17 protein-coding genes and 1 pseudogene are annotated in these 24,672 nt (G+C 66.3%); 5 read left to right on the top strand and 13 right to left on the bottom strand.

Annotation, left to right across the window (positions count from 1 at the left end; genetic code table 11):
- Window positions 1-271 precede the first annotated feature (271 nt).
- Window positions 272-2,491, top strand: a complete 2,220-nt coding sequence (locus CXZ05_RS00075; RefSeq protein WP_102970598.1) for an NADP-dependent isocitrate dehydrogenase — start codon at window positions 272-274, stop codon at window positions 2,489-2,491.
- 110 nt (window positions 2,492-2,601) lie between these two features.
- Here CXZ05_RS00075 and CXZ05_RS00080 read toward each other — a convergent pair whose 3' ends face one another.
- Window positions 2,602-3,462 carry an SRPBCC family protein gene (locus CXZ05_RS00080; RefSeq protein ID WP_102970599.1) on the bottom strand — a complete coding sequence of 287 codons (861 nt, stop codon included), beginning with the start codon at window positions 3,460-3,462 and terminating at the stop codon, window positions 2,602-2,604.
- Window positions 3,463-3,738: 276 nt separating this feature from the next.
- On the opposite strand from CXZ05_RS00080, the gene CXZ05_RS00085 reads away from it, so the two are divergent.
- Window positions 3,739-5,955 (top strand): catalase, encoded by a 2,217-nt coding sequence (locus CXZ05_RS00085; protein WP_102970600.1) that lies wholly within the window; start codon window positions 3,739-3,741, stop codon window positions 5,953-5,955.
- A gap of 74 nt (window positions 5,956-6,029) precedes the next feature.
- Here the strand turns inward: CXZ05_RS00085 and CXZ05_RS00090 are convergent, their stop codons facing one another.
- The 10 genes and pseudogenes from CXZ05_RS00090 to CXZ05_RS00135 form a co-directional block, all read right to left on the bottom strand.
- Window positions 6,030-6,560, bottom strand: coding sequence for a mucin-associated surface protein (locus CXZ05_RS00090; protein ID WP_258006382.1), 531 nt, complete (start codon window positions 6,558-6,560; stop codon window positions 6,030-6,032).
- The gene (locus CXZ05_RS00095) at window positions 6,557-7,783 is read right to left on the bottom strand and encodes a serine/threonine-protein kinase (protein ID WP_102970601.1); all 1,227 of its coding nucleotides are present in this window, start codon (window positions 7,781-7,783) and stop codon (window positions 6,557-6,559) included. Before CXZ05_RS00095 ends, CXZ05_RS00090 begins: the two co-directional genes overlap by 4 nt.
- A gap of 229 nt (window positions 7,784-8,012) precedes the next feature.
- Complete coding sequence (locus CXZ05_RS22700; protein WP_146033021.1) at window positions 8,013-9,566, bottom strand: hypothetical protein; 1,554 nt, start codon at window positions 9,564-9,566, stop codon at window positions 8,013-8,015.
- A gap of 87 nt (window positions 9,567-9,653) precedes the next feature.
- Window positions 9,654-10,856 carry a hypothetical protein gene (locus tag CXZ05_RS00105; RefSeq protein WP_146033022.1) on the bottom strand — a complete coding sequence of 401 codons (1,203 nt, stop codon included), beginning with the start codon at window positions 10,854-10,856 and terminating at the stop codon, window positions 9,654-9,656.
- Window positions 10,857-10,974: 118 nt separating this feature from the next.
- Window positions 10,975-12,045 (bottom strand): Gfo/Idh/MocA family protein, encoded by a 1,071-nt coding sequence (locus CXZ05_RS00110; RefSeq protein WP_102970604.1) that lies wholly within the window; start codon window positions 12,043-12,045, stop codon window positions 10,975-10,977.
- Window positions 12,046-12,238: 193 nt separating this feature from the next.
- Window positions 12,239-12,394: pseudogene (locus CXZ05_RS00115) on the bottom strand (ABC transporter ATP-binding protein); the annotation flags it as partial.
- A gap of 67 nt (window positions 12,395-12,461) precedes the next feature.
- Entirely contained in the window at window positions 12,462-13,562 is a 1,101-nt protein-coding gene (locus tag CXZ05_RS00120) for a sugar-binding protein (RefSeq protein ID WP_102970605.1), read from the bottom strand.
- A gap of 54 nt (window positions 13,563-13,616) precedes the next feature.
- On the bottom strand, window positions 13,617-14,894 hold the full coding sequence (mmsB, locus tag CXZ05_RS00125; RefSeq protein WP_102970606.1) for a multiple monosaccharide ABC transporter permease: 1,278 nt from the start codon (window positions 14,892-14,894) through the stop codon (window positions 13,617-13,619).
- Between the two features lie 44 nt (window positions 14,895-14,938).
- A complete protein-coding gene (mmsA, locus tag CXZ05_RS00130; RefSeq protein WP_102970607.1) occupies window positions 14,939-16,495 on the bottom strand; it encodes a multiple monosaccharide ABC transporter ATP-binding protein in 1,557 nt (518 codons plus the stop codon).
- A gap of 128 nt (window positions 16,496-16,623) precedes the next feature.
- A complete protein-coding gene (locus CXZ05_RS00135; RefSeq protein WP_102970608.1) occupies window positions 16,624-17,814 on the bottom strand; it encodes an ROK family transcriptional regulator in 1,191 nt (396 codons plus the stop codon).
- Window positions 17,815-18,033: 219 nt separating this feature from the next.
- Here CXZ05_RS00135 and CXZ05_RS00140 point away from each other — a divergent pair, with 219 nt between their 5' ends.
- Window positions 18,034-18,849 carry a nitrilase-related carbon-nitrogen hydrolase gene (locus CXZ05_RS00140; protein WP_180987217.1) on the top strand — a complete coding sequence of 272 codons (816 nt, stop codon included), beginning with the start codon at window positions 18,034-18,036 and terminating at the stop codon, window positions 18,847-18,849.
- A 9-nt stretch (window positions 18,850-18,858) separates the two neighbouring features.
- Here the strand turns inward: CXZ05_RS00140 and CXZ05_RS00145 are convergent, their stop codons facing one another.
- On the bottom strand, window positions 18,859-20,547 hold the full coding sequence (locus CXZ05_RS00145) for a PucR family transcriptional regulator (RefSeq protein ID WP_258006384.1): 1,689 nt from the start codon (window positions 20,545-20,547) through the stop codon (window positions 18,859-18,861).
- A gap of 100 nt (window positions 20,548-20,647) precedes the next feature.
- Between CXZ05_RS00145 and CXZ05_RS00150 the strand changes: the two genes are divergently transcribed.
- Window positions 20,648-22,186 carry an APC family permease gene (locus CXZ05_RS00150; RefSeq protein ID WP_102970926.1) on the top strand — a complete coding sequence of 513 codons (1,539 nt, stop codon included), beginning with the start codon at window positions 20,648-20,650 and terminating at the stop codon, window positions 22,184-22,186.
- Between the two features lie 33 nt (window positions 22,187-22,219).
- Window positions 22,220-23,953: an NAD(P)/FAD-dependent oxidoreductase gene (locus CXZ05_RS00155; protein ID WP_180987204.1), complete on the top strand. Its 1,734-nt coding sequence runs from the start codon at window positions 22,220-22,222 to the stop codon at window positions 23,951-23,953.
- 67 nt (window positions 23,954-24,020) lie between these two features.
- Here the strand turns inward: CXZ05_RS00155 and CXZ05_RS00160 are convergent, their stop codons facing one another.
- Window positions 24,021-24,545, bottom strand: coding sequence for a gamma carbonic anhydrase family protein (locus CXZ05_RS00160; protein ID WP_102970611.1), 525 nt, complete (start codon window positions 24,543-24,545; stop codon window positions 24,021-24,023).
- Between the last annotated feature and the right edge of the window lie 127 nt (window positions 24,546-24,672).

The following is a 24,672-nucleotide window of genomic DNA, read 5'->3' on the forward strand; positions in this document are numbered from 1 at the left end:
AGTCTTCTTGCCAGATAGGGTGATCTGCCCCCGCCGCAAGGGGGTTCCAACTCAGTTCAGCCGCCGAAGCGGTGTTCCTTTATGAGAGAAAGATTAGAGCCCCACCGCGCCGGGCACAATGGATAGTGTGGCGAATGACACAGGAGCGGGGTAATCCAAGGGCATCCGGCAGCCTGGGTAAGGTTCAACCGGTTCACCTCGGGTAAGTTAAAGGTTGGTGAAATAGACCGGAATACCAGATACAAGCCGACCTTCAGGGAGACGCCCGAGCATGGCCAAAATTATCTATACCCACACCGACGAAGCGCCGATGCTGGCCACATATTCGTTCCTGCCGATCATTGAGGCGTTCGCGTCCACGGCAGGTGTGCAGGTGGAGACCCGCGACATTTCGCTGGCCGGCCGCATCATCGCCGTCTTCGGCGATTACCTCACTGCAGAGCAGCAGATCGGCGACGCCCTGGCTGAACTCGGCGAACTGGCGAAGAAGCCGGAAGCCAACATCATCAAGCTGCCCAACATCAGCGCATCCGTGCCGCAGCTGAAGGCCGCCGTCGCCGAGCTTCAGTCCCAGGGCTACAAGCTGCCGGACTACCCGGACAACCCGACGTCCGACGAAGAGACCGCCATCCGGTCCCGTTACGACAAGATCAAGGGCTCCGCCGTGAACCCGGTCCTGCGTGAAGGCAACTCAGACCGCCGCGCACCGCTGTCGGTCAAGAACTACGCCCGCCAGAACCCGCACTCCATGGGTGCCTGGACCCCCGAGTCCAAGACCAACGTGGCCCACATGGACGCCAACGACTTCCGCTCCAACGAGAAGTCCGTGGTGGTCCCCGCCGACGGCACCATCGAAATCCAGCTGGTCCGCGAGGACGGCACGGTCAAGGTCCTGAAGAAGGCCTTCCCGGTCCTCGCCGGCGAAGTCATCGACGGCACCGTGATGCGCGCCGCCGCCCTGGACGAATTCCTGGCAGCACAGGTAGCCCGTGCCAAGGAAGAAGGCGTGCTTTTCTCCGCACACCTGAAGGCCACCATGATGAAGGTCTCCGACCCCATCATCTTCGGCCACGTGGTCAAGGCTTACTTCGCCGAGCTGTTCGACACCTACGGCAAGCAGCTCACCGCGGCCGGACTCAGCCCCAACAACGGCCTTGCCTCCATCCTCAACGGACTGGACGAGCTGCCCGAGGACGTCCGCGAAGGCGTCCAAGCCGCCATCAAGAAGGGCCTCGAAGAAGGCCCCGCGATCGCCATGGTCGACTCCGACAAGGGCATCACCAACCTGCACGTCCCCAGCGACGTCATCGTGGACGCCTCCATGCCCGCCATGATCCGCAGCTCCGGCCACATGTGGGGCCCGGACGGCCAGGAAGCCGACACCCTGGCAGTCCTCCCGGACAGCTCCTACGCCGGCATCTACCAGGTTGTCCTCGACGACTGCCGCGCCAACGGCGCCTTCGACCCCACCACCATGGGCACCGTCCCGAACGTCGGCCTCATGGCCCAGGCCGCCGAGGAATACGGCAGCCACGACAAGACCTTCGAGGCCCAGGTCCCCGGCAAAATCCAGGTTGTCGACGGCTCCGGCACGGTCCTGATCGAACACGACGTTGCCCCGGGCGACATCTGGCGCGCCTGCCAGACCAAGGACCTGCCCATCCGCGACTGGGTGAAGCTGGCAGTGAACCGCGCCCGCGCGTCCCAGACCCCCGCTGTGTTCTGGCTGGACGAGACCCGGGCGCACGACGCCAAGCTCATCGAGAAGGTCCGCGAATACCTGCAGGAGCACGACACCGAGGGCCTGCAGATCGAGATCCTGTCCCCGGTGAAGGCCACCGCCTTCACCCTGGAGCGCATCCGTAAGGGCGAGGACACCATCTCCGTCACCGGCAACGTGCTCCGTGACTACCTCACGGACCTCTTCCCGATCCTGGAACTGGGCACCAGTGCCAAGATGCTGTCCATCGTTCCGCTGATCAACGGCGGCGGCCTCTTCGAGACCGGGGCCGGGGGCTCCGCTCCGAAGCACGTCCAGCAGCTGCTGAAGGAAAACCACCTGCGCTGGGACAGCCTGGGTGAATTCCTGGCACTGGCCGTCAGCTTCGAACACCTGGCCAACACCACGGACAACGCCCGCGCGCAGGTCCTGGCCGACACCCTGGACCGCGCCACCGGCACCTTCCTGCTCGAGAACAAGTCCCCGAGCCGCAAGGCCGGCGAACTCGACAACCGGGGCAGCCACTACTACCTGGCGCAGTACTGGGCGCAGGAACTCGCCAAGCAGACCGAGGACGCCGAGCTGGCAGCCTCCTTCGCATCGGTCGCCGACGCGCTGACCTCCAACGAGGAGGCCATCGTTTCCGAACTCCTGGGCGTCCAGGGCCAGCCGGCGGACATCGGCGGCTACTACCACCCGGACGCCGAGAAGGCTGCCGCCGTGATGCGGCCGTCCGCGACGCTCAACAAGATCGTTGCCAGCCTGAGCTGATTCTCTGGCTCTCGGCTGAGTCGCAGAGCTGAGCAGTGAAGCGCCCCGCCACTCATGTGAGTGGCGGGGCGCTTCTTTGCTTGCCGGGACTGCCGGCAGGGGAGTGCGTCCTACCGGTCGGGAATGTCGTCGCGGCGCGTGTCCGTGTGCCGGGTTTCGTTCCGCGGCTCGCCTGTGTCGTCGTCGCCGTACGGGGCGTCGACCGCCATGTCAGGGTCGGTACTGACTGGCCGCTCGGTTGCCGAGGCGTCGTAGGCGTCGCCTGATTCGTAGCTGCGGCCCGGGACCGCGTCCATACCGGCCCCCTCGGAGTAGCCGGTGCTCGCGCCCGGGTCGCCGTTGCCTCCGGCCGCTGTAGTCCCCATGCCGACGCCGGCCGCTCCGGCTCCTACGCCGGCACCCGTCGTCCCGGCACCCGTTGCCGTGCTGGACCCTCCGGCTCCGGTTCCAGCCCCCAGGCCGGCACCCATGCCGCCTCCCGTGCCTGCCGCCGTCGAACCCGCATCACCTTCCACCTCGCCACCGCTGACGCTTTCACGCCAGGCGCCCGTTTCCGTGTCGCGCTCCTCGATGAATTTCTTGAACTTCCTCAGGTCCGAGGCGACCTGCCGGGAATCCAGTCCGGTGGCCGCACCGAGCTTCTCCATCGCGGATTCGGGCTCCCACGTCAGCTCGACGTTCACCTTGGTTTCGTTGGCACCCAGGGACTCGAACCAGACAGTGCCGGCATTGCGGGGCTCGTTCAGGCTCTCCCAGGTGACCCGTTGGTCCGGCTCCTGAACGGTGATCTGGGCGTCGTACTCGCGCTTCACACCGGCGATGCTGGTTTCGAAATGAACAGTGGTGTCGTCGAGCTGACGGACGGCGTCGACGCCGCTCATGAAATTGGGGAAATCCTCAAACTGGGTCCATTGGTTGTAGGCCTGGCGTACGGGGACATCGACAGTGATCGATTCCTGGACAGTTGCCATGCTTGGTTCACTCCTTCGGCGTACGGGCGGATGGCCGCCCGTGGTTCTGATTGCCCTTGTTCGGATGGAACACCTCCAACGTAGCGGGAAGCAGTCGGCATTTGAAGAGAGAAACTAAGGCTGCTGACTATGAAGCTCAGGCAGGCCCAAATGACGGCCCGCGTTTGTGGAAGGCCACGCGTTTTCGTAGGGTACTAAGCAGGCTTATCTTTCGGCCAGGTGCCCAGCGCCGAGGCCGAGCCCGGCTAGGCCGCCGCTTCGGAAAGGATCGTCTCTGTGCCTGAAGAACCAGCTATCAACATCCCGGGAGCCCCGGCAAGCGAGCAACCCGCCGTCGTCGAACCCACCACCCCGCGGGAACCGCTGCCGCCCAAGCCCGACCAGCAGGGGCCGGAAGCGGTGTCTCCGACCGGCAGCCCCACGGGGGCGCCGGAGCACTCCCGGTCGCAATCCGGGCAGTACCTGACCACCGCACAGGGGCTCCGACTGGCGGACACAGACCATTCGCTGAAAGCGGGGCCTCGGGGTCCGATTCTGCTTCAGGACCACCACCTCCGGGAGAAGATCACCCACTTCGACCACGAGAGGATTCCGGAGCGCGTGGTGCACGCCCGGGGCGCGGGTGCCCACGGCGTCTTCCGTTCGTACGGCACCGCCGCCAACATCACCCGCGCGGGCTTCCTCGCCAAGGACGTGGAGACGCCCGTGTTCGTCAGGTTCTCCACCGTCCTGGGCTCGCGCGGCTCCGCAGACACCGTCCGCGACACTCGGGGTTTCTCCACCAAGTTCTACACGGACGAGGGAACCTACGACCTGGTGGGCAACAACATTCCCGTGTTCTTCATCCAGGACGGAATTAAGTTCCCGGACATCGTGCACGCCGCAAAGCCGCATCCGGACCGCGAGATCCCCCAGGCCCAGAGTGCCCACGACACGTTCTGGGACTTCGTGTCCCTGCACACCGAGGCGCAGGCGCACACCATGTGGAACATGTCTGACCGTGGTATTCCGCGTTCCTACCGGACCATGGAAGGCTTCGGCGTCCACACCTTCCGCCTGGTTGACGCCGCGGGCGCCACGACGCTCGTCAAGTTCCACTGGAAGCCCAAGCAGGGCGTGCACTCCCTGGTCTGGGAGGAGGCCCAGATCATCAACGGCATGGATCCGGACTTCCACCGGCGGGACCTGGCCGATGCGATCGAGGCCGGTGCCTACCCGGAGTGGGAGCTGGGCATCCAGACCTTCCCCGACACCGAAGACCAGATGTTCGAGGGCATCGACCTGCTTGACCCCACAAAGTTTGTGCCTGAGGAGCTCGCCCCGGTGCAGCCGATCGGCCTGATGACGCTCAACGCCAACCCGGTCAACTACTTCGCCGAAACGGAGCAGGTGGCCTTCCACCCGGGGCACCTCGTCCCGGGCATCGACGTCACCAACGACCCGCTGCTGCAGGTCAGGCTGTTCTCCTACCTGGACACGCAGATTTCGCGGCTGGGCGGGCCGAACTTCGCGCAGATCCCCATTAACCGTCCCCAGGCTCCGGTGAACGACATGCTGCGCGACGGCATGCACCAGACCGCCGTCCACGCCGGGGTGGCGCCCTACCGGCCCAATTCCCTAGACGGTGGCTGCCCGTTCAAGGCCGGGGCAGACCTTGGGGCGTTCGTGGATGTCCCGGAAGCGGTGGCCGAAGCGATCAAGCAGCGGAAGAACCCCGCTTCCTTTGACGACCACTACAGCCAGCCGCGGCTGTTTTTCCGGAGCCTCACGCCCGTGGAGCAGGACCACGTGATCCAGGCCTACACTTTCGAACTGGGCAAGTGCTACGAAAAGCCGGTCCGTGAGCGCCAGCTGCTCGCGCTGGCCAACATCGATGCCTCGCTGTGCGCCGCAGTAGCCCGCGGGCTGGGCATGCCCGCCCCTGAGGCCACCGAGGACGTGCCGGACGCCCAGCCCAGCCCGGCCGTGTCTCAGCTGGGAAAAACCTGGCCGGTGGCCGGCCGCGTCGTCGGAATCGTGGCGGACGAGTCCAGTGATCTGGAGGCTGTCCGGGATGCCCGAAAGGCGCTCGACGACGCCGGTATCGTGCCGCTGGTGATCGCACCGTCCGGGGGGACGCTCGGGGGAGAGGCCGACGGCGGGATCCCGGTTCAGCGGACTTATCTCACGGCCCGCTCCACCGAGTTCGACGCGGTCATCGTGGCAGGATCCGGCGCGCCGGCGGATGACGCCGAACAGGGGCTGGACGCGAAGGCCGGCGATCCCGGTGCGTCGCTTGATCCGCGCATCGTGCTGCTGCTGTCAGAGGCCTTCCGCCACGCCAAGGCCATCGGGGCGTGGGGATCCGGCTCCGCGGGTGTGGATGCGGCCAGCATCCCGGACGATGCGGCGGGCGTGGTGCTGGGCGACAGCGCCGGGCAGGTGGTTCCGCGGATCCAGGAGCTGCTGGCCGCACACCGGGCGTGGGAGCGGTTCCCCGCAGCTTCTTCCTGACGGGGTAAGGATCTTCCTGATGGGTGGAGAAGCTTTCTGATCGAGTAAGAACAAGGGCTGGTTCCCGGCGGGGACTAGTCCTTGTTCTTGCCCGACCCCTTGTCCTTGTTCCCCTCCGAGCTGCCCTTGCCGGATTTTTCCTGCCGTCCGCTGTTCGCAGGAGCCGGGGCGGGGGCGGGAGCCGGGACCACCACTGCGGGCTCAGTCGTCGGCGAGAGTTCCGCGGATGCCGCGGCCTTCGCCGCGGCCGCCCGGGCGGCCGCGTCCGCCGCTGCCTTTTTGGCTGCCTGCGCGGCCGTAAGGTCGGCCCGCACGGAGTGGATGGCCGCCGTGATGCTCCGGTGGCGTTTGAAGGAAACCTGTCCGGCAGCCGCCGCAGCGTCCAGCTCAGAGGTCAGCCGGTCCAGGGACTTCAGCGCGGCGGCGGGGTTGCTACCTGCCGCGGACTTGGTGACTTCGAGGACGCGCTGCTGAAGCTGTGCCGAAGCGGTTGACTCAAGCTCCGGGGCGGCGCCGGCGCAGCCTGCCAGTCCGGCCGCCAACGTGCACCCGGTGAGGACGGTCATCGCCCGGCGCCACACGGCCGGTGCCCTGCTAGGGCTCATGGTTCAACGCTCCTTTGCAGCTCCACGAGATGGTCACCCAAGGTGCCGCTCACGCTGGGGTAAGGAACGACGTCGGGCGTTACAGCTGAGTTGGCAGCCACTGTCACGGCGGCTGCTCCGCCAAGCAGGGCCGCCGCCGCAAGGGCGGCACCAATGCGAAACCGGCGGCTCCGGCGCTTCGTCCCGGCCGCGCGGCTGCTGCGGCCGGGAGTAGCTGACTTGGCCGGTGTCGTGGCCGTTGTCTTGGCGGTGGACTGCGTCCCAGAAGGCCCGGACGCCTCAAACGACCCCGGCGGAGTAACCGACGGCGGCCGCGACGGGAGTGTGGGGAGAACGCGGGTGTGCTCCTCGGCCAGGTTTCCGGGAGCGGAGTCCGGCGAAACGAGGGCGTGCCGGAGAGCCACTTCAAGATCCGCGGCGGAGGGTCGCTCGAGCGGCTCCAGCGCGGTCATGGACGCCAGCAGGTGCTGCCATTGTGTGGGCAGGTCGGCAGGGATTTCCGGGGCCCGATGCAGCCGGGCCACCGCCGATTCCACCGCGCTGCCAGGATACTCAACAGTGCCCTTGATGCATTCCAGCAGCACGAGGCCGAGCGAATAGATGTCTGACGCGGGGGAGAGCGGGGAGCCCATCGCCTGCTCAGGGCTCAGATAGGCTGCCGTGCCCACCATGGTGCCGGTGGCCGTGAGGCGGGTCCCGTCCACGATCCGAGCGATGCCGAAGTCCGTCAGTTTGGGGCGCACCGGCTCGCCGGGGCGAACCTGGATGAGGAGAATGTTGGCGGGTTTGATGTCGCGGTGGATGATGCCCAGCCCGTGAACGTAGGCTAGGGCATCCGCGATCCCGGCGCCGATGACGGACAGTTCCTCGAGCGGAACGCGGCTATGCCGGAGGCGGCTGCGCAGGTCCTGCCCGTCCACGAGTTCCATGGTGAGGAAGGGCCTGGGCTGGTCCGGGACGCGGGTGTCCACGCCGGCGTCGAAAAGCGTGACAAGGCTGGGATGGTTCAGCGTTGCCAGGAGCCGGATTTCGGCTTCCTGGCGTTTGAGTTCATCAGCATCTGCGGCCTGGGGGGCGAAGAGCTTCAGGGCCACGTCCCTGCCCAGGTTCTGGTCCTTGGCCGTGTAGACCGACGACATGCCGCCGCGTCCGATCACCCCACCCAGCAGGTAGCGCCCGCCCAGTACATCCGTTGCCACCCCGCTGTGCGTTTCTTTCAACACGTTGCCGTCCTTCTCAGTTCTGGCTCGGTGTTAAGAGTAATACGTCTACTTACTAATTGATGCCGCTGGCTGATTGCCCGGGAAGCGGCCCCGGGTTCCCGGGCGCCGGGGTGCCCGGCGGGCGGGCGCGGCTTCGCCGGCGACCCGGCATCCGGTAGTCCGGAGGACTGCCGTGATGCGGGCCGCCGACGAAGTGCGGTTTATTCCTGTCCGGACAGGTTCCGGACTGTTAGGCCTTCTTCCTGCGGATCACCAGCAGCGCGCCGATCGCGAGCAGGACCAGGGCGAGTGGCAGCAACCCAGCATCGGCTCCGGTGTTAGCGAGCGTCTGCCTTGCGGTGGTCATGGTGGCCGTGGCTGCGTTTGCGGGGCTTGCCGATGCCGAGGCGCCTGTGGTCAGCGAGCCGGCGGGCAGGATGGCAGCACCAGTTGTCGTGGTCACAGCGCCATTGTCGGTGCCATTTGCGGCTCCACCGGCCGTGTCCGTGCCGGTTGCACTACCGTCGGTTCCGGTCGTGTCGGTGCCGGTTGCATTACTGTCAGTTCCATTACTGTCGGTTCCATTACTGTCGGTTTCGGTTCCGTCTGTGGCGGTTCCATCAGTGGCCGTGCCGTCGGTTCCGGTTCCGGCTCCATCCGTTCCGTCGCCCGGATCGGAGCCATTGCCGGTTCCATCACCCGGATCAACAGCGGGCGGCGTCGTCACAGTCCCTGCGCCAAGGCCGATGCCCAAGTCAACACCCAGGTCTACGGATGCAGCATCAGTTCCCGTGCCGAGCCCGAGGTCAACGGTGCCTTCAGCACCACTTCCCAAGGAACCTGTGTTGCCGAGGTTGACGTCGAGTGCGGCTGCTACATCGGCGGTGGGAACAGTGGTGCCCGTTCCGGTGCCGGTGGTGTTGCCGAGGTTGACGTCGACCAGGGCGGTGGCGTCGGCGGCGGGAACGGTGGTGTCGGTTCCTGTCACCTGGGTGTTGCCGAGATTGACGTCCACAAGGGCGGTGGCGTCGGCGGCAGGAACGGTGGTGTCGGTTCCTGTCACCTGGGTGTTGCCGAGGTTGACGTCGACCAGGGCGGTGGCGTCGGCCGCGGGAACCACGGTGTCGGTTCCGGTGCCGGTGGTGTTGCCGAGGTTGACGTCGACCAGGGCGGTGGCGTCAGCGGCGGGAGCAGCCGGGGTGGTACCTGTCGTCGTGCCACCGAGATTGACGTCGACCAGGGCGGTGGCGTCGGCCGCGGGAACCACGGTGTCGGTTCCGGTGCCGGTGGTGTTGCCGAGGTTGACGTCCACCAGGGCGGTGGCGTCAGCGGCGGGAGCAGCCGGGGTGGTACCCGTCATCGTGCCACCGAGATTGACGTCGACCAGTGCGGTGGCGTCAGCGGCGGGAGCAGCCGGGGTGGTACCCGTCGTCGTGCCACCGAGGTTGACGTCGACCTGTGCGGTGGAGTCAGCGGCAGGAGCAGCCGGGGTGGTACCCGTCGTCGTGCCACCGAGATTGACGTCCACCAGGGCGGTGGCGGCCTGTGCCACGGCGGCAGTGCTGCCGTTCGAGGTGCCGAGGTTGAGGTCGGCATTAACGCTGACCGCGGAAGAATTCGACGGCGCTGGGCCACCCAGCAGACCCAGCGACGTCGAAGCATTTAGGTCCGCTGAAGCGGTTTCAGACGCGATATTGACCGCGGCCGTGGCAGTGGTATCCGCGCTCGCCGCGGTAGCGCCGAGGGCGAGTAGCCCGCCGGCAAAGAGGGTGCCTAATAGGCCCCTGCGAAGTGTCTGGTGCATTGTGATGTCTCCTGAAAAGTTGTTGTCAGGTGCTCATGGCAACCTGATTGGCCGTGTGTCTGCCGCAGGGAGGCAGAAGGGGCCCAACTAGTCAGGAGAGGAGCCGGGGTCGATGGCCACCGGCGAAGGAACATGCTGAAGGGGGCCGCTGACAGGGACAAAGCCCATGAGCGGCAGGTATTCAAAGGGGCTGTTCAGCCAGGCGGCCGAGGCGGAAGGGCCACCGGATGACGTGCCGTTTCCCGAGCCTGAGGCCGGGGCCGGAAGCAGCGCCTCCGGTGATGGCGTGCGGTCTTCGCCGGATGGCGAGTCTCCGCCGGCAGGGACCTCTGGGGTGGAGCCCGTGGGGTTGGCAGCTTTCGGCGCAACAGGGTGGCTGAAATGATCCGGTGATCCGACGGCCGGGTGAACAGGCAGCGCGGACTCCACAGGGGGGCCGGCGACGGCGCCAAACGGGGCCTCTGGACTTGCGGCAATTTGCCTCGTTCCGGCGAGGTCAACTACGGGGAGCCGTTCTGGAACCGCGACAAGGCCCGCCACGACGTCCGTGACGGGTGCAGTGACAGGTGCCGTCAGCGGGGGTGCCTGGGTGAGCACGTCGGTGACCGTCTCGACGGGAAGCTCGACAGGGAGGGCATCAGTCACCGGGCTCACGGCATCGGTTACTGGTTCCACGAGCTCGGCTACTGGCTTAGCGGCCTCGGCCACCGGCTTCACGATAGTTTGGGCCGTGTCTGTCAGCGCCCCATCAGCAACGGAGACTACGGGGCCGGTAACGCCGGCCAGGGTGTCATCAGGAAGCGCCTCGCCCGGAGGCAGTCCACCGAGAGCGGCGTCAACGGGCTCCACAATGGACGCCACAACCGGCGCAACGACGGCGACGGGTGCCGCTGGCGCGGAAGGAACGGGAGTCATGGGTGGAGGCGCAACAACCGGAGGCTGTTCGGCCGGCGCTGGCGCAACCGAAGCCGGCAATGATGCCGGGAGGGCTGCCGGATCGACGGCCGAAAGCGGGAGGGGAGCTACAGTCGGCGTGGGCTGGGCAGCGGCGCCGGTTTCATGTGCTTTCGCCGAGACCAGCGCGCCAACGGTTCCCGCCACGCTGTCCGTACTGCCTTCGACGGACGAGACAGCCGAGGAAATGCTACCGCCCAGCGAATCAGTCAGGTCTGAATTGTCGGCGTCGGCGGCCGGGGCGGATACCGCCAGCCAGGCCGCAGCAGCGGCGCCAGCCAAAAGAACCGGGCGCAAGGGGTGCAGTGCAGACCACGACAAAGCTGCAATGGTCATGCCTACCACCCCCTCACCGAATGAATCGACGATCGACTACAGACTAAGCCTGCCCCGAAGTGAGAGTCCAGACCCGGGAAGGTAATTTTTTCGATTCAGTGGAGGGCCGGAAGGCTCCTCAGTGGGCATCGTTCGGATACGCGACACCGAGCTGGGCGCGCACGCCGTCGAACAGCCGCATCGTATTCAGCGAGTCCTCCAGCGGCATGACCGGGCTCTCGGTGAGGCCCTGCTGGACGCACCGGGTCACCTCACGAAGCTCGTATGTATAACCCCGCCCCGTCACCTCGAAGTGTTCCGTCCGCGGTGTCTCCTGCCCGATCCCCACCACCAGTTTCTTGGGATTGTTGATCGAGCCGAGTGTCTGCAGGTACCCCAGGCTGCCGGCAACCGTTGCCGCGCGGGGGCCATGGGCGAGCAGGGACGAGGTGAGCTGTGCCTGGGCGCCGTGGTGGTAACCCAGCGTGAGAGCATTCTGGGCGTCCACGCCGTCGTCGTTCAAAGTGCCCATCGCACTGACCGTCTGCGGGAAACCCAGGGTGCCGAGGGCCCACAGCAGCGGATAGACGGTGATGTCCAGAAGAGCGCCGCCGCCGTCCTGGATGGCCCAGAGCCGGGCGGTGGGAGAGTAGGGCGCTGGGAAGCCAAGGTCCGCAGTAACCCACTGGATGGTTCCGAGCTCGCCGGAATGTGCGATCTCGAAGACCCTCTGCATGCTGGGCAGGAAGCGGCTCCACACGGCCTCCATCAGGAACAGCTTCTTTTCGCCGGCTACGTCGATCAGTTCGGACGCTTCGCGGGCGTTGATGGTGAACGCCTTTTCGCAGAGCACATGCTTGCCCGCCCGCAGCGCAGCCAGCACCACGCGGTGGTGCTGCGCGTGCGGCGTGGCCACGTAGACCACATCCACGGAGTCGTCGGCGAGGAGCCGTTCATAGCCGTGCCGTCCGCCGTCGTCGCCGTACCCCACGGCAAAGCCGAACTCGGCTGCAAAAGCGTCCGCTGTGTGCTGGGCACGGGAGCTGACGGCGTACAGTTCCGCGTCCTCCAGAAGCGCTAGGTCCTGCGACACGAGGGAAGCGATACGGCCGGTGGCAATGACACCCCAGCGCAGACGCCGGCCTGTGGCGGCAAGGGGATCCTGGTTGGACTGGCTGAAGAGCCACGGCTTGGCGATCGGCGACGTCATGACGCCATCCTCTCACCCGGGTGCGGGAGCGTTGGGTCAAAACCGGCGGGAAGTGAGGAAGGGTCGCGTCAAAACCGGCGAAAGGTGAGGAAGGGTCGGGTCGATACCTGCGAAAGGTGAGGGAGGGTTTCGGCCCGCCCCCACCTTTCCGTCCCATCTGCGACGCTCTGGCTACGCCGCTGCCACAGCCTGCCTAGACTGCCGCCGGCTCCGCAGCGCGGCCGCGGACGGGTTCCTCCGTCAGCCTGCCCTGCTGCAGCCGGAACCGGCGGTCCGTCTTGTTGGCGAGCGTGCGGTCGTGCGTGACCACGATGATGGTGGTGTTGTGGTGCGAAAGTGAACGCAAGAGCCCCGGCCCTCCCTAGTGAACTGGTCACTTGCGGGGGAGCCGGGGCTCTGTGGCGTCTGTCTCGGTGTTACTTGGTGATCGGGCCGAGTACGGGATCGTCCACGTAGGCCGTCTTGACGTTTTCCTTGGTTACGATGACCGGCTCCAGCAGGTAGGCCGGAACGGTCTTGACCTTGTTGTTGTAGGACTTGTCGTCGTTGATCTCAGGCTTCTTGCCGGCCTGGATGTCCTTGACCATGACGATCGCGTGCTCAACGAGCTTGCGGGTGTCCTTGTTGATGGTGGAGTACTGCTCGCCGGCCATGATGGACTTGACCGATTCAACCTCGGAGTCCTGGCCGGTGATGACTGGCGTCGGCTTGCCGGCACCCTTGACCGCGGTCAGGACAGCACGGGCCAGGGTGTCGTTCGGGGACAGGACGCCGTCCAGCGAAGCGCTGCCGTAGCTGCCGGTCAGGAGCGTGTCTGCACGGCGCTGGGCGTTTTCTGCCTTCCAGCCTTGGGTCACAGCCTGTCCGAAGGACTTCTGTCCGGAGACCACCTTGAGCGTGCCGTCGTCGATCTTCGGCTGCAGGACGCTCATGGCGCCGTCGAAGAAGACCTTGGCGTTGGCATCGTCAGGGGAACCGGCGAAGAGCTCGATGTTGTAGGGGCCCTGCGGCTTCTTGGCCTGCATGCCTTCCAGCAGTGCCTTGCCCTGCAGTTCGCCGACCTTGAAGTTGTCGTAGGCCACGTAGTAGTCCACGTTCTCCGTGTTCAGCAGCAGCCGGTCGTAGGCGATGATGGTGGCGCCGGCGTCCTTGGCCTGCTTCAGCTGGGTACCCAGCTGGGCGCCGTCGATCGCGCCGACGACGATGACCTTGGCGCCCTTGGTGATCATGGCGCTGATCTGGTTCTGCTGCTCCGAAACGCCGCCGTTGGCAAACTGGACGTCCGCTTTGAAGCCCGCCTCCTTGAGGCCGTCGTTGAACAGCTTCTCCGCCAGGACCCAGTTTTCACTGGTCTTCTGGGGAAGTGCGACGCCGATCGAGGAATCCTTGGGGAATGCCTCGCCGCCCGCAGTGCCAGCGCCCGTTGTGCCGGTGTCGGAACGGCCGCAGGCTGTCAGCGCCAGTGCCGCAATGGCAGCGACTGCTGCCGCCTTTCCTGCTTTACCAATCATTCGCATTTGTTCGGTTCACTTTCTATAGGGGTGGGAAATGCATCCGGGGAGCGGCGGTGCTCAGGCTTCCCGGGAGATAGTTTCCTTGGTGGAAGTCACTTCGTCCGGCTGGAGCGGGGTACCGCCGCTGGGGCGGTTGAAGCTCTGAGTCAGCATGCCGATGATGGACCGCTTGCCCTGGCTCTTGTTGTAGACGTCGAACGCGACGGCGATCAGCAGGACCAGACCCTTGATGATCTGGGTCAGGTCGGCGCCGACGCCGAGGAGCTGCAGGCCGTTGTTCAGCACGGCCATGACGAGGCCACCGACGATCGAGCCGATCACGGTGCCCACACCGCCGGTCACCGCTGCGCCGCCGATGAAGACTGCGGCAATGGCGTCCAGTTCCCAACCCACGCCGTCGAACGGTCCGGAGGCCGTGGAGCGGCCCACGAAGATCATGCCCGCGAGGCCGGCCAGGATTGCCATGTTCATCATGACCAGGAAGTTGACCTTCTTGGACTGGACGCCGGAGAGCTCGGCGGCGTGGCGGTTGCCGCCCACCGCGTAGATGTGGCGGCCGACGACGGTCTTGGAGGCGATGAAACCGTAGATCAGGACCAGGACGGCGAGGATGAGGCCGGGGATGGGGAAGGACGTGCCCGGGCGGCCTGTGGCAAACAGGTAGGTGGCGTAGAGGATCGCGCCGCAGACCAGCACCAGCTTGGTGATGACCACCCAGCCTTCGGGAACCTCGGCGCCGAGGGCCTTGGCAGTGCGGCGGGAGCGGAGTTCGCTGAAGACCACGAAGGCTGCGCCAAGAAGGCCCAGAAGCAGTGTCAGGTTGTTGAAGCCGGTGTTGGGGCCCACCTCGGGCAGGTACCCGGAGCCGATGTACTGGAAGTCCGAGGGGACCGGGATGGTGTTGGACTTGCCCACGAACTGGTTGAAGCCGCGGAACAGGAGCATGCCGGCCAGCGTGACGATGAACGCGGGGATGCCCACGTAGGCCGTCCAGAACCCTTGCCAGGCTCCGATCAGGGCACCGAGGGCGAGGCCGAGCAGAATGCCCGCGTACCAGGGGATGCCCCAGTCGCGGATGGCGAGGGCCACCGTGACGCCGACGAAGGCCGCCACGGATCCGACTGACAGGTCGATGTGGCCGGCGATGATCACCAGCACCATGCCGATAGCGAGGATCAGGATGTAGGAGTTGCCGTTGAAGAGGTTGATCACGTTGCCCGGTGTCAGCGTGCGGCCCTCGGTGGCGAATTGGAAGAAGACGATCAGTGCAACCAAGGCGAAGATCATGCCGAATTGGCGGGTGTTGCCGCCAAAGAGCTTCTTGAGCGCGTTCATTGTGTCAGTCCTTGTTCTGGAAGGTTCTGGAGGATTCCAGAGGGTCAGGCGGTTTTTCGGGCGGAGGTCATGAGTTTCATCAGGCTTTCCTGGCTGGCGTCGTCTTTATCCAGGACGCCGGTGATGGACCCTTCGAAGATGGTGTAGATGCGGTCCGAGAGGCCCAGCAGTTCAGGGAGTTCGGAGGAGATGACGATGACGCCCTTGCCCTGGTTGGCCAGCTGCTGGATGATCCCGTAGATCTCGTACTTGGCCCCGACGTCGATGCCGCGGGTGGGCTCGTCCAGGATCAGCAGGTCCGGGTCAGTGAACATCCACTTGGCCAGGACCACCTTTTGCTGGTTGCCGCCGGAGAGCTTGGCCACGCCTTCCTCCACGGATGGCGTCTTGGTCCGCAGCGACTTGCGGTACTGCTCGGCCACGGTGAATTCCTTGTTGGCATCCACTACGAAGTGCTTGCTGATCTTGTGCAGTGCAGCCGAGACGGTGGTGGTCTTGATGTCGTCCAGCAGGTTCAGCCCGAGCGACTTCCGGTCCTCCGTGACGTAGCCCAGCCCGGCGTCGATGGCCTGCTTGACGTTCTTGAGGTGGAGTTCCTTGCCGTTCTTGTAGATCTGGCCACTGATGAAGCGGCCGTACGAACGGCCGAACACTGACCGTGCCAGTTCGGTGCGGCCGGCGCCCATGAGCCCCGCGAAGCCCACGATCTCGCCGCGGCGGACGAAGAAGTTGGAGCTCTTGCACACCAGGCGGTCCTGGATCTGCGGGTGCCCGACATTCCAGTTCTTCACCTCGAAGAGCACCTCGCCGATTTTCGGCTCGTGGTCCGGGAAGCGTGATTCCAGCGTGCGTCCCACCATGCCCTTGATGATGCGGTCCTCGTCGACGCCGTCGGCCTTGACGTTCAGGGTTTCGATCGACTTGCCGTCGCGGATGATCGTGATCTCATCCGCGATCTGTTCGATCTCGTTCAGCTTGTGGGAAATGATGATGGACGTGATCCCGCGGCCCTTCAGGCCCAGGATCAGGTCCAGCAGGTGCTGGGAGTCGGATTCGTTCAGGGCGGCCGTGGGCTCGTCCAGGATGAGGAGCTTCACGGACTTGTTCAGCGCCTTGGCGATCTCCACCAACTGCTGCTTGCCGACACCGATTTCCTTGATCGGGGTGTCGGGGTCCTCGCGGAGACCGACCCGGGCGAGCAGTTCCCGTGAGCGGGTGCGGGCTTCGGCCCAGTCGATCACGCCGCGCTTGACCGGCTCGTTGCCCAGGAAGATGTTCTCCGTGATGGAGAGCTCCGGGATGAGCGCCAGCTCCTGGTGGATGATCACGATGCCCGCGTGCTCGCTGGCCCGGATGTCCTTGAACTGCTGGACCTCGCTCTGGTAGACGATGTCGCCGGTGTAGCTGCCGTAGGGGTACACGCCGGAGAGGACCTTCATCAGGGTGGACTTTCCGGCCCCGTTTTCCCCGCAGATCGCGTGGATCTCGCCGGCCTTCACCCTGAGGCTGACATCGGACAAGGCTTTAACGCCCGGGAACTCCTTGGTGATGGAGCGCATCTCCAGGAGAACCGGCTCGCTTTGCGTGTTGAGGGACGTCATGTGCCCTTACGCCTCCAATGCATTGACTTCGTTGTCTTCCCTGCAATTCGCAGGGCCGTCTGATGAAAAAGTAGATGGAGCATGCCGTTGTCGTCAAGTCTTTAACGCAACTGCGGGATAACGAAACGCTACGTACGCCGGATTCCGGCGTGCTGGAAGACCAAGGACGCGGCACCCAGGGCCTCTGCGCGGTCATTCAGCGACGACATGGTCAAAGTGGTGGTTTCACCGATGACCGGCACGGCGTGCCGCACCAATCCGCGTCGGATGGGGTCCAGCAGGATGTCGCCCAGCCCGGCCAGGGGGCCGCCCACCACGATCACCTCGGGATTGATCAGGTTGGCCACGTTCCCGAGAGCCCGGCCCACCGCAAGGCCGGCGTCGTCCACCACGCGCAGGGTGGCGGCATCCCTCGCCAGGGCGTTCCGAACGATGTCCTCAGGGGTAAGCGGGCGCTCCTCGCCCCGGCCCAGCAACTCGATCATGGTGGTGGTGGAGGCGATGGTTTCCAGGCACCCCCTGTTGCCGCAGCGGCAGATCAGGCCGTGTTCGTGGATGGTCGCGTGGCCGATTTCACCGGTGATCCCGACGTTGCCGTAGTACGGATTGCCGTTGAGGATCAGGCCCGCACCAATGCCGGAACCGATCTTCATGAAGAGCAGGTTGCTGATGCCGCTGTGCGGTCCCCACGTGACCTCGGACAGGGCGCCCAGATTCGAGTCATTGTCTATGAAAATGGGGAACTGGAACGCCTCTTCGAGGCGTTCCAGGATGTCAATGCCCACCCACTCAGGCAGGATCGCCCCCTGCGCGACGGTGCTGGTCCGGCGGTCGATTGGGCCGGGGATTCCGACGCCGGCACCTACCACGGCGCTGCGCTCCACTCCGCTGTCCGCCAGCAGTTTATCGAGCAGGACGACGGCGGCCTGGATGCCCTGTTCCGCCTGGTGGCCAAGGGGCAGGAGCACCGATTCCTCGGCGATGATGTGGTAACTGAGCGAAGCGAGAACCACCCGCAGGTGCCGCCGGCCAAAGTCGATGCCCACCGCCACGGCACCGTTGCTGTTGAGCCGGACGTTCAGTGCGCGCCGCCCTGAACTGGTGGTCGGCTCGGTGGAGGCGAGGCCAGAGTCTTGCATGATTTTGACGATGTTGGACACTGTCGCGGTGGACAGACCCGTCTGCCGCGCGAGCTCCGCCTGGGTCGAGGGGCCGTTGAGCAGGCATTCGATGATCCGCTGTTGGTTCAGGTGCCTGAGCGCGGATTGCGACCCTGGGTTTTTGGTTCGGCTCCTCGTTGAGCTCGATGGTGAGGGCATGAAATGAACATTGCACCATCAGCAGCCTTGTAGTCAAGAAGTTAACGCAACGCGCCGCATATGGAAGGGCGCGGGCGCCGGGCAATCTGTCCCACCGGCAGCACCATACGGTGCAAATGGGCCGAATCGGCGGCCGCTGCCGCGGATACGCTGAAGGAAACGGCGTCCAGTGTTGGGCGTCCACGAAGACTTGAGGTGATCACGGTGAAGCTGGCGCTGATGCAGGCGAACTCCAGTGTGTTGGACATTGAACGGAACTGCGCAGCCATCGACCGGGCGGCTCAGAGGGCTGCGGAAGCGGGTGCTGCCGTGCTCCTGACCCCCGAACTTTTCCCGGTGGGTTACGCGCCGCTGCGCGTCAGGGCTGAGCTGGACCCCGAAACCCTGCCGGGCATCCGGCGCACCCTTGCCGGCATCGCTGCGAGGCACCGGATCGCCCTCGTCTACAGCCTGCCCGCGGTCATGGCCGGCGGGCAGTGGCAGATCACCGCGACAGTCCTGGACGGCCGCGGGGACGAACTCCTGAGCTACGCCAAGGTCCACCTTTTTGGCCCGGAGGAGCGCAAGGCGTTCAGCCCCGCGGAAGCAGCCCCCGCCGTCGTCGATCTGGCCGGAATCAAAACCTCGCTGGCCATCTGCTACGACGTGGAGTTCCCCGAGACGGTCCGCGCGGCCGCCACGGCCGGCGCCGACCTGCTCCTGGTACCCACGGCGCTGGCCCACGGCTTCGAAGCAGTGCCGCAGGTGCTGCTGCGGGCCCGCGCACTGGAGAGCCAGCTGACAGTGGCCTACGCCAACCACTCCGGGGAGGAGGACGGCTGCACCTTCCTGGGTGGAAGCGTCATTGCCGGCCCCGACGGCGAACTGCTCGCTGCTGCCGGTCCCCACCCGGAACTGCTGTATGCGGAGGTCAGCGCCGAGGCGGCCCGCGAGGCACGGGATGCCGTGCCCTATCTGCGCGAACGGCGGCCCGATGTTTACCGCGCCTGGGAAGAGAGCGGCAGGGAAAAGAACGGCGGCGCCAAGCCCTCCTAGGGTGCACGCCTAGGCGCCGGGCGGCAACTCGTCGACGTACTGCAGCGCTATCCACAGCTCGGCCCGCACCTGCGCCTGGTTTAGGTCCGTGTCCAGCAGTTCCGCCACTGCGTTGATCTGCCGCCGGACGCTGTTGCGGTGCAGGCCCAGCGCTTTTGCAGTGGCATCCCAGTTCCCGTTCTCGCCGAGCCAGGCCCTTAGCACGGACAGGTGCGCGGTCCGGCGGTCGCTGTCCTGGCTGAGCACCGGCTCCAGCAGCCGGCCGGCCAGCATGGTTCCGGCTTCCTCACCCAGCAGCCCGGCAACCGTCCACGTCACTTCACCCACCCTGGCGCTCTTGCCTGTGGTCTGGACGCGCTGCCGCAGCGCCGTCACCCGCTGGTAGGCGCTGCTCAGATCCGTGAGCTCGGTGGCATCCCCGATGACCAGCCGCCACCCGAGCTTCTCGATTTCGCCCAGTAGTGCGTCGTCCACCCTGAGCCGGGTGATGGCGGCGAAGCCGTAGTCCGTGAGCTCCACGAGCTTCGTGTCGAACAGGCGGCGCCACTGCAGCAGCTCCCGTACGGGGCTCTCGCCGGCGCGCCCGGCGGCCCGCCCCGCCGCCTGCTCCGGCCGGTTGCCTTGCTCCGCCCCGATTCCCTGCGCTGCCCTGCTTCCCTGCACGATGCGCAGCGGACCGGACCGCGTGGAGGAAGTGCTCTGGGCCAGCAGGTCGCGGAGCCCGTTGATGTGCCGCGCCCCGCCGGCGGACAGGCTGTCCGGATGCAGCAGCAGCGACGTCGCCAGCTGGCTCGGCGCCAGCGACCCGCTGGTCCGTTGCCGGACCAAGAGCTCCAGGAGTCCGACGGCGGAGGAGACCACGCTGTTCTGCGCCGGGGTCAGGGGGACGTCAGAGCCCAGGACCAGCGCGCCGAGGTTGGCGTCGCGGGTGCTCCGCAGCGGATGCCCGAACACGAGCCGGGAGCCGGGGCGGTCCAGGGAATCCATCTCCACGCGGGGACCGCTGCCGCCCAGGAGCCGGCCGAGCAGGGGCTGCAGGGCCGCAACCTCGACGCCGGAGCCCGCCCGGGCGCGCACCCGCCCGTCGGCGCCCAGCAGCATGGCCCACACCGGAACCCGCTGGGCCAGGGCGGCGAGCAGTTCGTGTTCCGGCCGTGCGGAAAGGACGGCCCGCATCAGCTGCCGGTTGGTGTCGGCGAGGTGCCGGAACAGTTTGGCGTTGTCCGATTCGAGGAGCCGGGAGAACTCGAGGCCAATGGCAGCGAACGGGACCGTGCTCGGCACCTGGACCAGAGTCAGGTTGTGCCGCACGCAGGCGTCCACCACGGTCTCCGGAACAGCACTGAAGTAGGGCTCCAGGCCGAAGCCGAGTGCCACCACCCCGGCCTGCACCAGGCGCCGCACATAGGCGTCGACCCCGGCGCCGCCGCCCGCGCCGCCAACGAAGGGCAACCCCGCCGTGAGGAGAAATTCGCCGTCGAGCAGGTAGGGCGTGGGGTCCTCCAGCTCACTCGGCTCGACCCACCGCAGCAGGCCGGAACCGTAGCCGCCGTCGTGCAGCATCTCAAGCTCGGAAGGCAGCTTCGCGAGGAGCTGGTCTAGGGTGACCCCGCTCTGATGTTCCACCGCCGAACCGCCCGCCGGAGGGGTTCCGCCAGCCGGCTCAGATACACCGACCTGTTGTGCATTACGTCCCATGCCAGAACACTCTAGGTCATTTTGCACAGCATTGAGAGGTGACTCACACGCCTAGGCTGGAGCAACGGAAAGCCCCACTACTCACGAACGGACGTCAATGATGACTGTGCCCACCCAAACAGGACAGCGGCCTCCCGTGCAGGCCGGCCGCCCCGGACTGGCAGCCCAGCTGCTCCGTCGCAAGCCGATCGGGCAGATGGTCCAGGAAGCCGAGACGGGCCATGGCGGAACCCGTCTGGTGCGCAGCTTCGGGGTCCTGCAGCTGACGATGATCAGCGTGGGCGCCACCCTCGGCACCGGCATCCTGGTGATCCTGGGCGAGTCCGTGCCGCTGGCGGGGCCGGCCATCTGGATCTCATTCGCCATCGCCGGGCTTGCCGCGCTGCTGTCCGCCGTCTCCTACGCGGAAATGGCCGGCCTGGTGCCGGCGGCGGGCTCGAGCTACTCGTACACGTACGCCACCATGGGTGAGGGCATGGCCTGGGTCTGCGGCTGGTGTCTTGTGCTCGAATACGCCGTTTCCGTAGCCGCCGTTGCCGTGGGTGCCGGCCAGTACGTCAACGAAGCGCTGGCGGTTTTCGGGCAGGCCCTGCCCGATGCTGTCTCACAGCCGCCGGGAGGCGGCGGTGTGGTCAACGTCCCGGCCATGATCATCGTGGTGCTGGCCATGGTCCTACTGGTCCGCGGCGCCAAGGAAAGCGCGTGGATCAATACCGCCATCGTGCTGGTCAAGGTGGGCATCCTCGTCTTCTTCTGCGCCGTGGCCTTCACCGCCTTCAACGGCGGCCACTTCGAACCGCTCCTGCCGATGGGGGCCGCCGGTGTTTCCGCTGCTGCGTCCCGGGTGTTCTTCTCCTACATCGGCTTCGATGCCGCCTCCACCGCCGGCGAGGAAGCCCGCAACCCCAAGCGAGACCTGCCCCGGGCCATCATGCTCTCCATGCTGATCGTCACCACCATCTATGTGCTGGTTGCCGTTGCCGCCATCGGCGCCCGCCCGTGGGGCTGGTTCGACGGCACCGAGGCTGCGCTGGTGAAGATTCTGGAGGAAATCACCGGACAGCCGTGGATCGCGCTGGTGTTCGCCGTCGGTGCGGTCCTTGCAATTGCCAGCATTGTGCTGACCGTCCTCTACGGGCAGACCCGCATCCTCCTGTCCATGTCCCGTGACGGCCTCGTTCCCCGCGTCTTTGGCCGCGTCTCGCACCGCACCGGCACGCCGGTTGCCGGGACCCTGATCGTGGGCACCGCAGTCGCCCTCACCGCCGGGCTGGTCCCGCTCGGCGCCTTGGCGGACGCCACCAGCATCGGGACCCTGTTCGCCTTTGCCCTGGTCAACGTCGCCGTCATCTACCTGCGCAGGACCCGCCCTGAGCTCACGCGGACCTTCCGGGTGCCGCTGTTCCCGCTGACACCGATCCTGGGCGCGCTCATGTGCGTCTACCTGATGGCCAACCTGGGTGCAGAAACGTGGGTGACCTTCGGGATCTGGATGCTCGTGGGACTGGCCGCCTACTTCGGCTACGGCAGGCGGCACTCTCGTGTGGCCGCGCTGGGGCAGGAGGAATACCGTGAACTATCCGGCCGTGACTTTTCCCCAGCTCCCGCATCCGCTGAAGCAACAACTCTTCACCAGTAAGACAACACACGAGACCACGGAGACAGACCTTCCATGACAACCGCTACCGAACTGCCGGCCTCCGACCCGTCCAGCACGACCACCACCGCCCCTGGCCTGCCGGGTGCCGGCGCGCCGGGCCAGGCCCCGGTGACCATGCTGAACCCGGACTTCCCGTTCAGCTACGACCACTACCTGTCCCACCCGGACGGACTGGGTTCGGTCCCGCCGGAACTGCACGGCACCGAAGTCGCCGTGGTGGGTGCCGGCCTGTCCGGGCTGGTGACTGCCTACGAGCTGATGAAGCTCGGGCTGCGTCCGGTGCTCTATGAGGCGGACCAGCTCGGCGGACGCCTCCGCACCGCAAGCTTCCCGGCGGCCCCGGATGTGGTGGCGGACCTGGGCGGGATGCGGTTCCCGGTCTCCGGCAAGGCGTTCTACCACTACATCGACCTGCTGGGGCTGGAGACGCAGGACTTCCCCAACCCGCTGGCCCCGGCGACCTCCAGCACCGTGATTGAGCTGGCGGGGCAGAAGCATTACGCCACCACCTCCGCGGACCTTCCGCCGTTCTTCCGCGAAGTGGCCGACGCCTGGAAGGCCGCCGTGAACGACGGCGCGCAGTTCACTCAAATGCAGGAGGCCATCCGGGCGCGGGACACGGCCCGGATCAAGGAACTGTGGAACGAGTTACTGCCCGAACTGGACGAGGAGACCTTCTATGGTTTCATCGCCGGCAGCCAGGCCTTCAGGAAGGCAGGCTTCGCGCACCGTGAGGCATTCGGCCAGGTCGGCTTCGGCACCGGCGGCTGGGACACCGACTTCCCCAACTCCATCCTGGAAATCCTGCGCGTCGTGTACACCGACGCCGACGATCAGCACCGGCTTATTGCCGGCGGAGCGCAAAGGCTCCCCGAGGCACTCTGGCGCCACGCGCCGTCGGGCATGGTTCACTGGCCGGAGGGGACGTCCCTGGCGTCCCTGCACTCAGGCTCCCCGCGCGGAGCAGTGGAGCGGATCAGCCGCGATGCCGACGGCAACCTCCGCATCCGTGAGCGCTGGGGGAGGGAAGCCTCCTACCCGGCCGTGGTCACCACCTGCCAGTCGTGGCTGCTGTCCACCCGGATCCACACCCAGGAGGCGCTGTTCCCGGCTGAGCTGTGGACGGCGATCGAGCGCTCGCACTATATGCAGTCGTCCAAGACGTTCGTGATGGTGGACCGGCCGTTCTGGAAGGACATCGATCCGGAAACGGGCAGGGACGTTCTGTCCATGACGCTCACGGACCGGCTCAACCGCGCCACCTACCTGCTGGACAACGGCCCGGACCAGCCTGCAGTGATCCTGCTGTCCTACACGTGGAACGACGACGCGCTGAAGTGGCTGGCGCTCGACGCCGACGAACGCGTGGAGCTGATGCTGCACTCGCTTGAGCAGATCTACCCGGGAGTGGACATCGCCAGCCACATCGTGGGCCAGCCCATCACCGTCTCCTGGGAGGCCGACCCCAACTTCATGGGCGCGTTCAAGGCCAACCTGCCCGGCCACTACCGTTACCAGCAGCGGCTCTTCACCCACTTCAAGCAGGACAAACTGCCGGAAAGCCAGCGCGGCATCTTCCTCGCCGGCGACGACGTTTCCTTCACCGCCGGCTGGGCCGAGGGCGCGGTGACCACCGGACTGAACGCGGTGTGGGGTGTGGTGAACCACCTCGGTGGCTCCTCGGCCCCGGGCAACCCCGGACCCGGCGACCTGCTGGACGAGCTGGGACCGATCAGCCTGGACTGAGCCGGCGGGCCCCAACTAGGTAGCACGCCAGGGCGTTCCCAGCGCTGGGAAGGCCCTGTGCTGCGACCTACTTGGGTGCGTGGAGTTCGCGGTGCGCCTGGGCGAGCTCGCGGTAGCGCGCCGCGTTGCGCTTCACGCCGTCGAACTCCTCATCGGTGAGTTCGCGGCGGACCTTGGCCGGGACCCCGGCCACCAGCGAGCGGGGCGGGACTACCGTGCCTTCCAGCACGACGGCACCGGCCGCCACGAGCGATCCGGCGCCGATCACCGCTCCGTTGAGGATGGTGGCGCTCATGCCGATAAGGCAGTCGTCCTCCACGGTGCAGCCATGGACGACGGCGCTGTGCCCGACGCTGACCCGCGCCCCGACACTGCAGGGGAAGCCGGGGTCGGCATGCAGCACCACGTTGTCCTGCAGGTTGCTGCCGGTGCCCACGGTGATGGCGGCGGTGTCCGCGCGCACCGAAACGCCGTAGAACGCGCTGGCGTCCTCGGCGAGCGTGGCACGGCCGATGACCGACGCCGTCGGCGCAACGAAAACGGAGGGGTGGATGTCCGGTGTGTCACCGGCAAAGGGGTAAATGGGAGCCATGCCCCAAGCCTAGGACACGGTGACCTGATGACCCCTCCTTTGGAGTTTTTGTCCAGTTGCCGCGGGTTAGGGGGCAATTAGGGCACGATATCTCGACAAAAACTCATGCGATGAAGGTGAGCGCGCG

It is taken from the genome of Arthrobacter sp. AFG20 (assembly GCF_002892795.1).
Classification (GTDB): Bacteria; Actinomycetota; Actinomycetes; order Actinomycetales; family Micrococcaceae; genus Arthrobacter.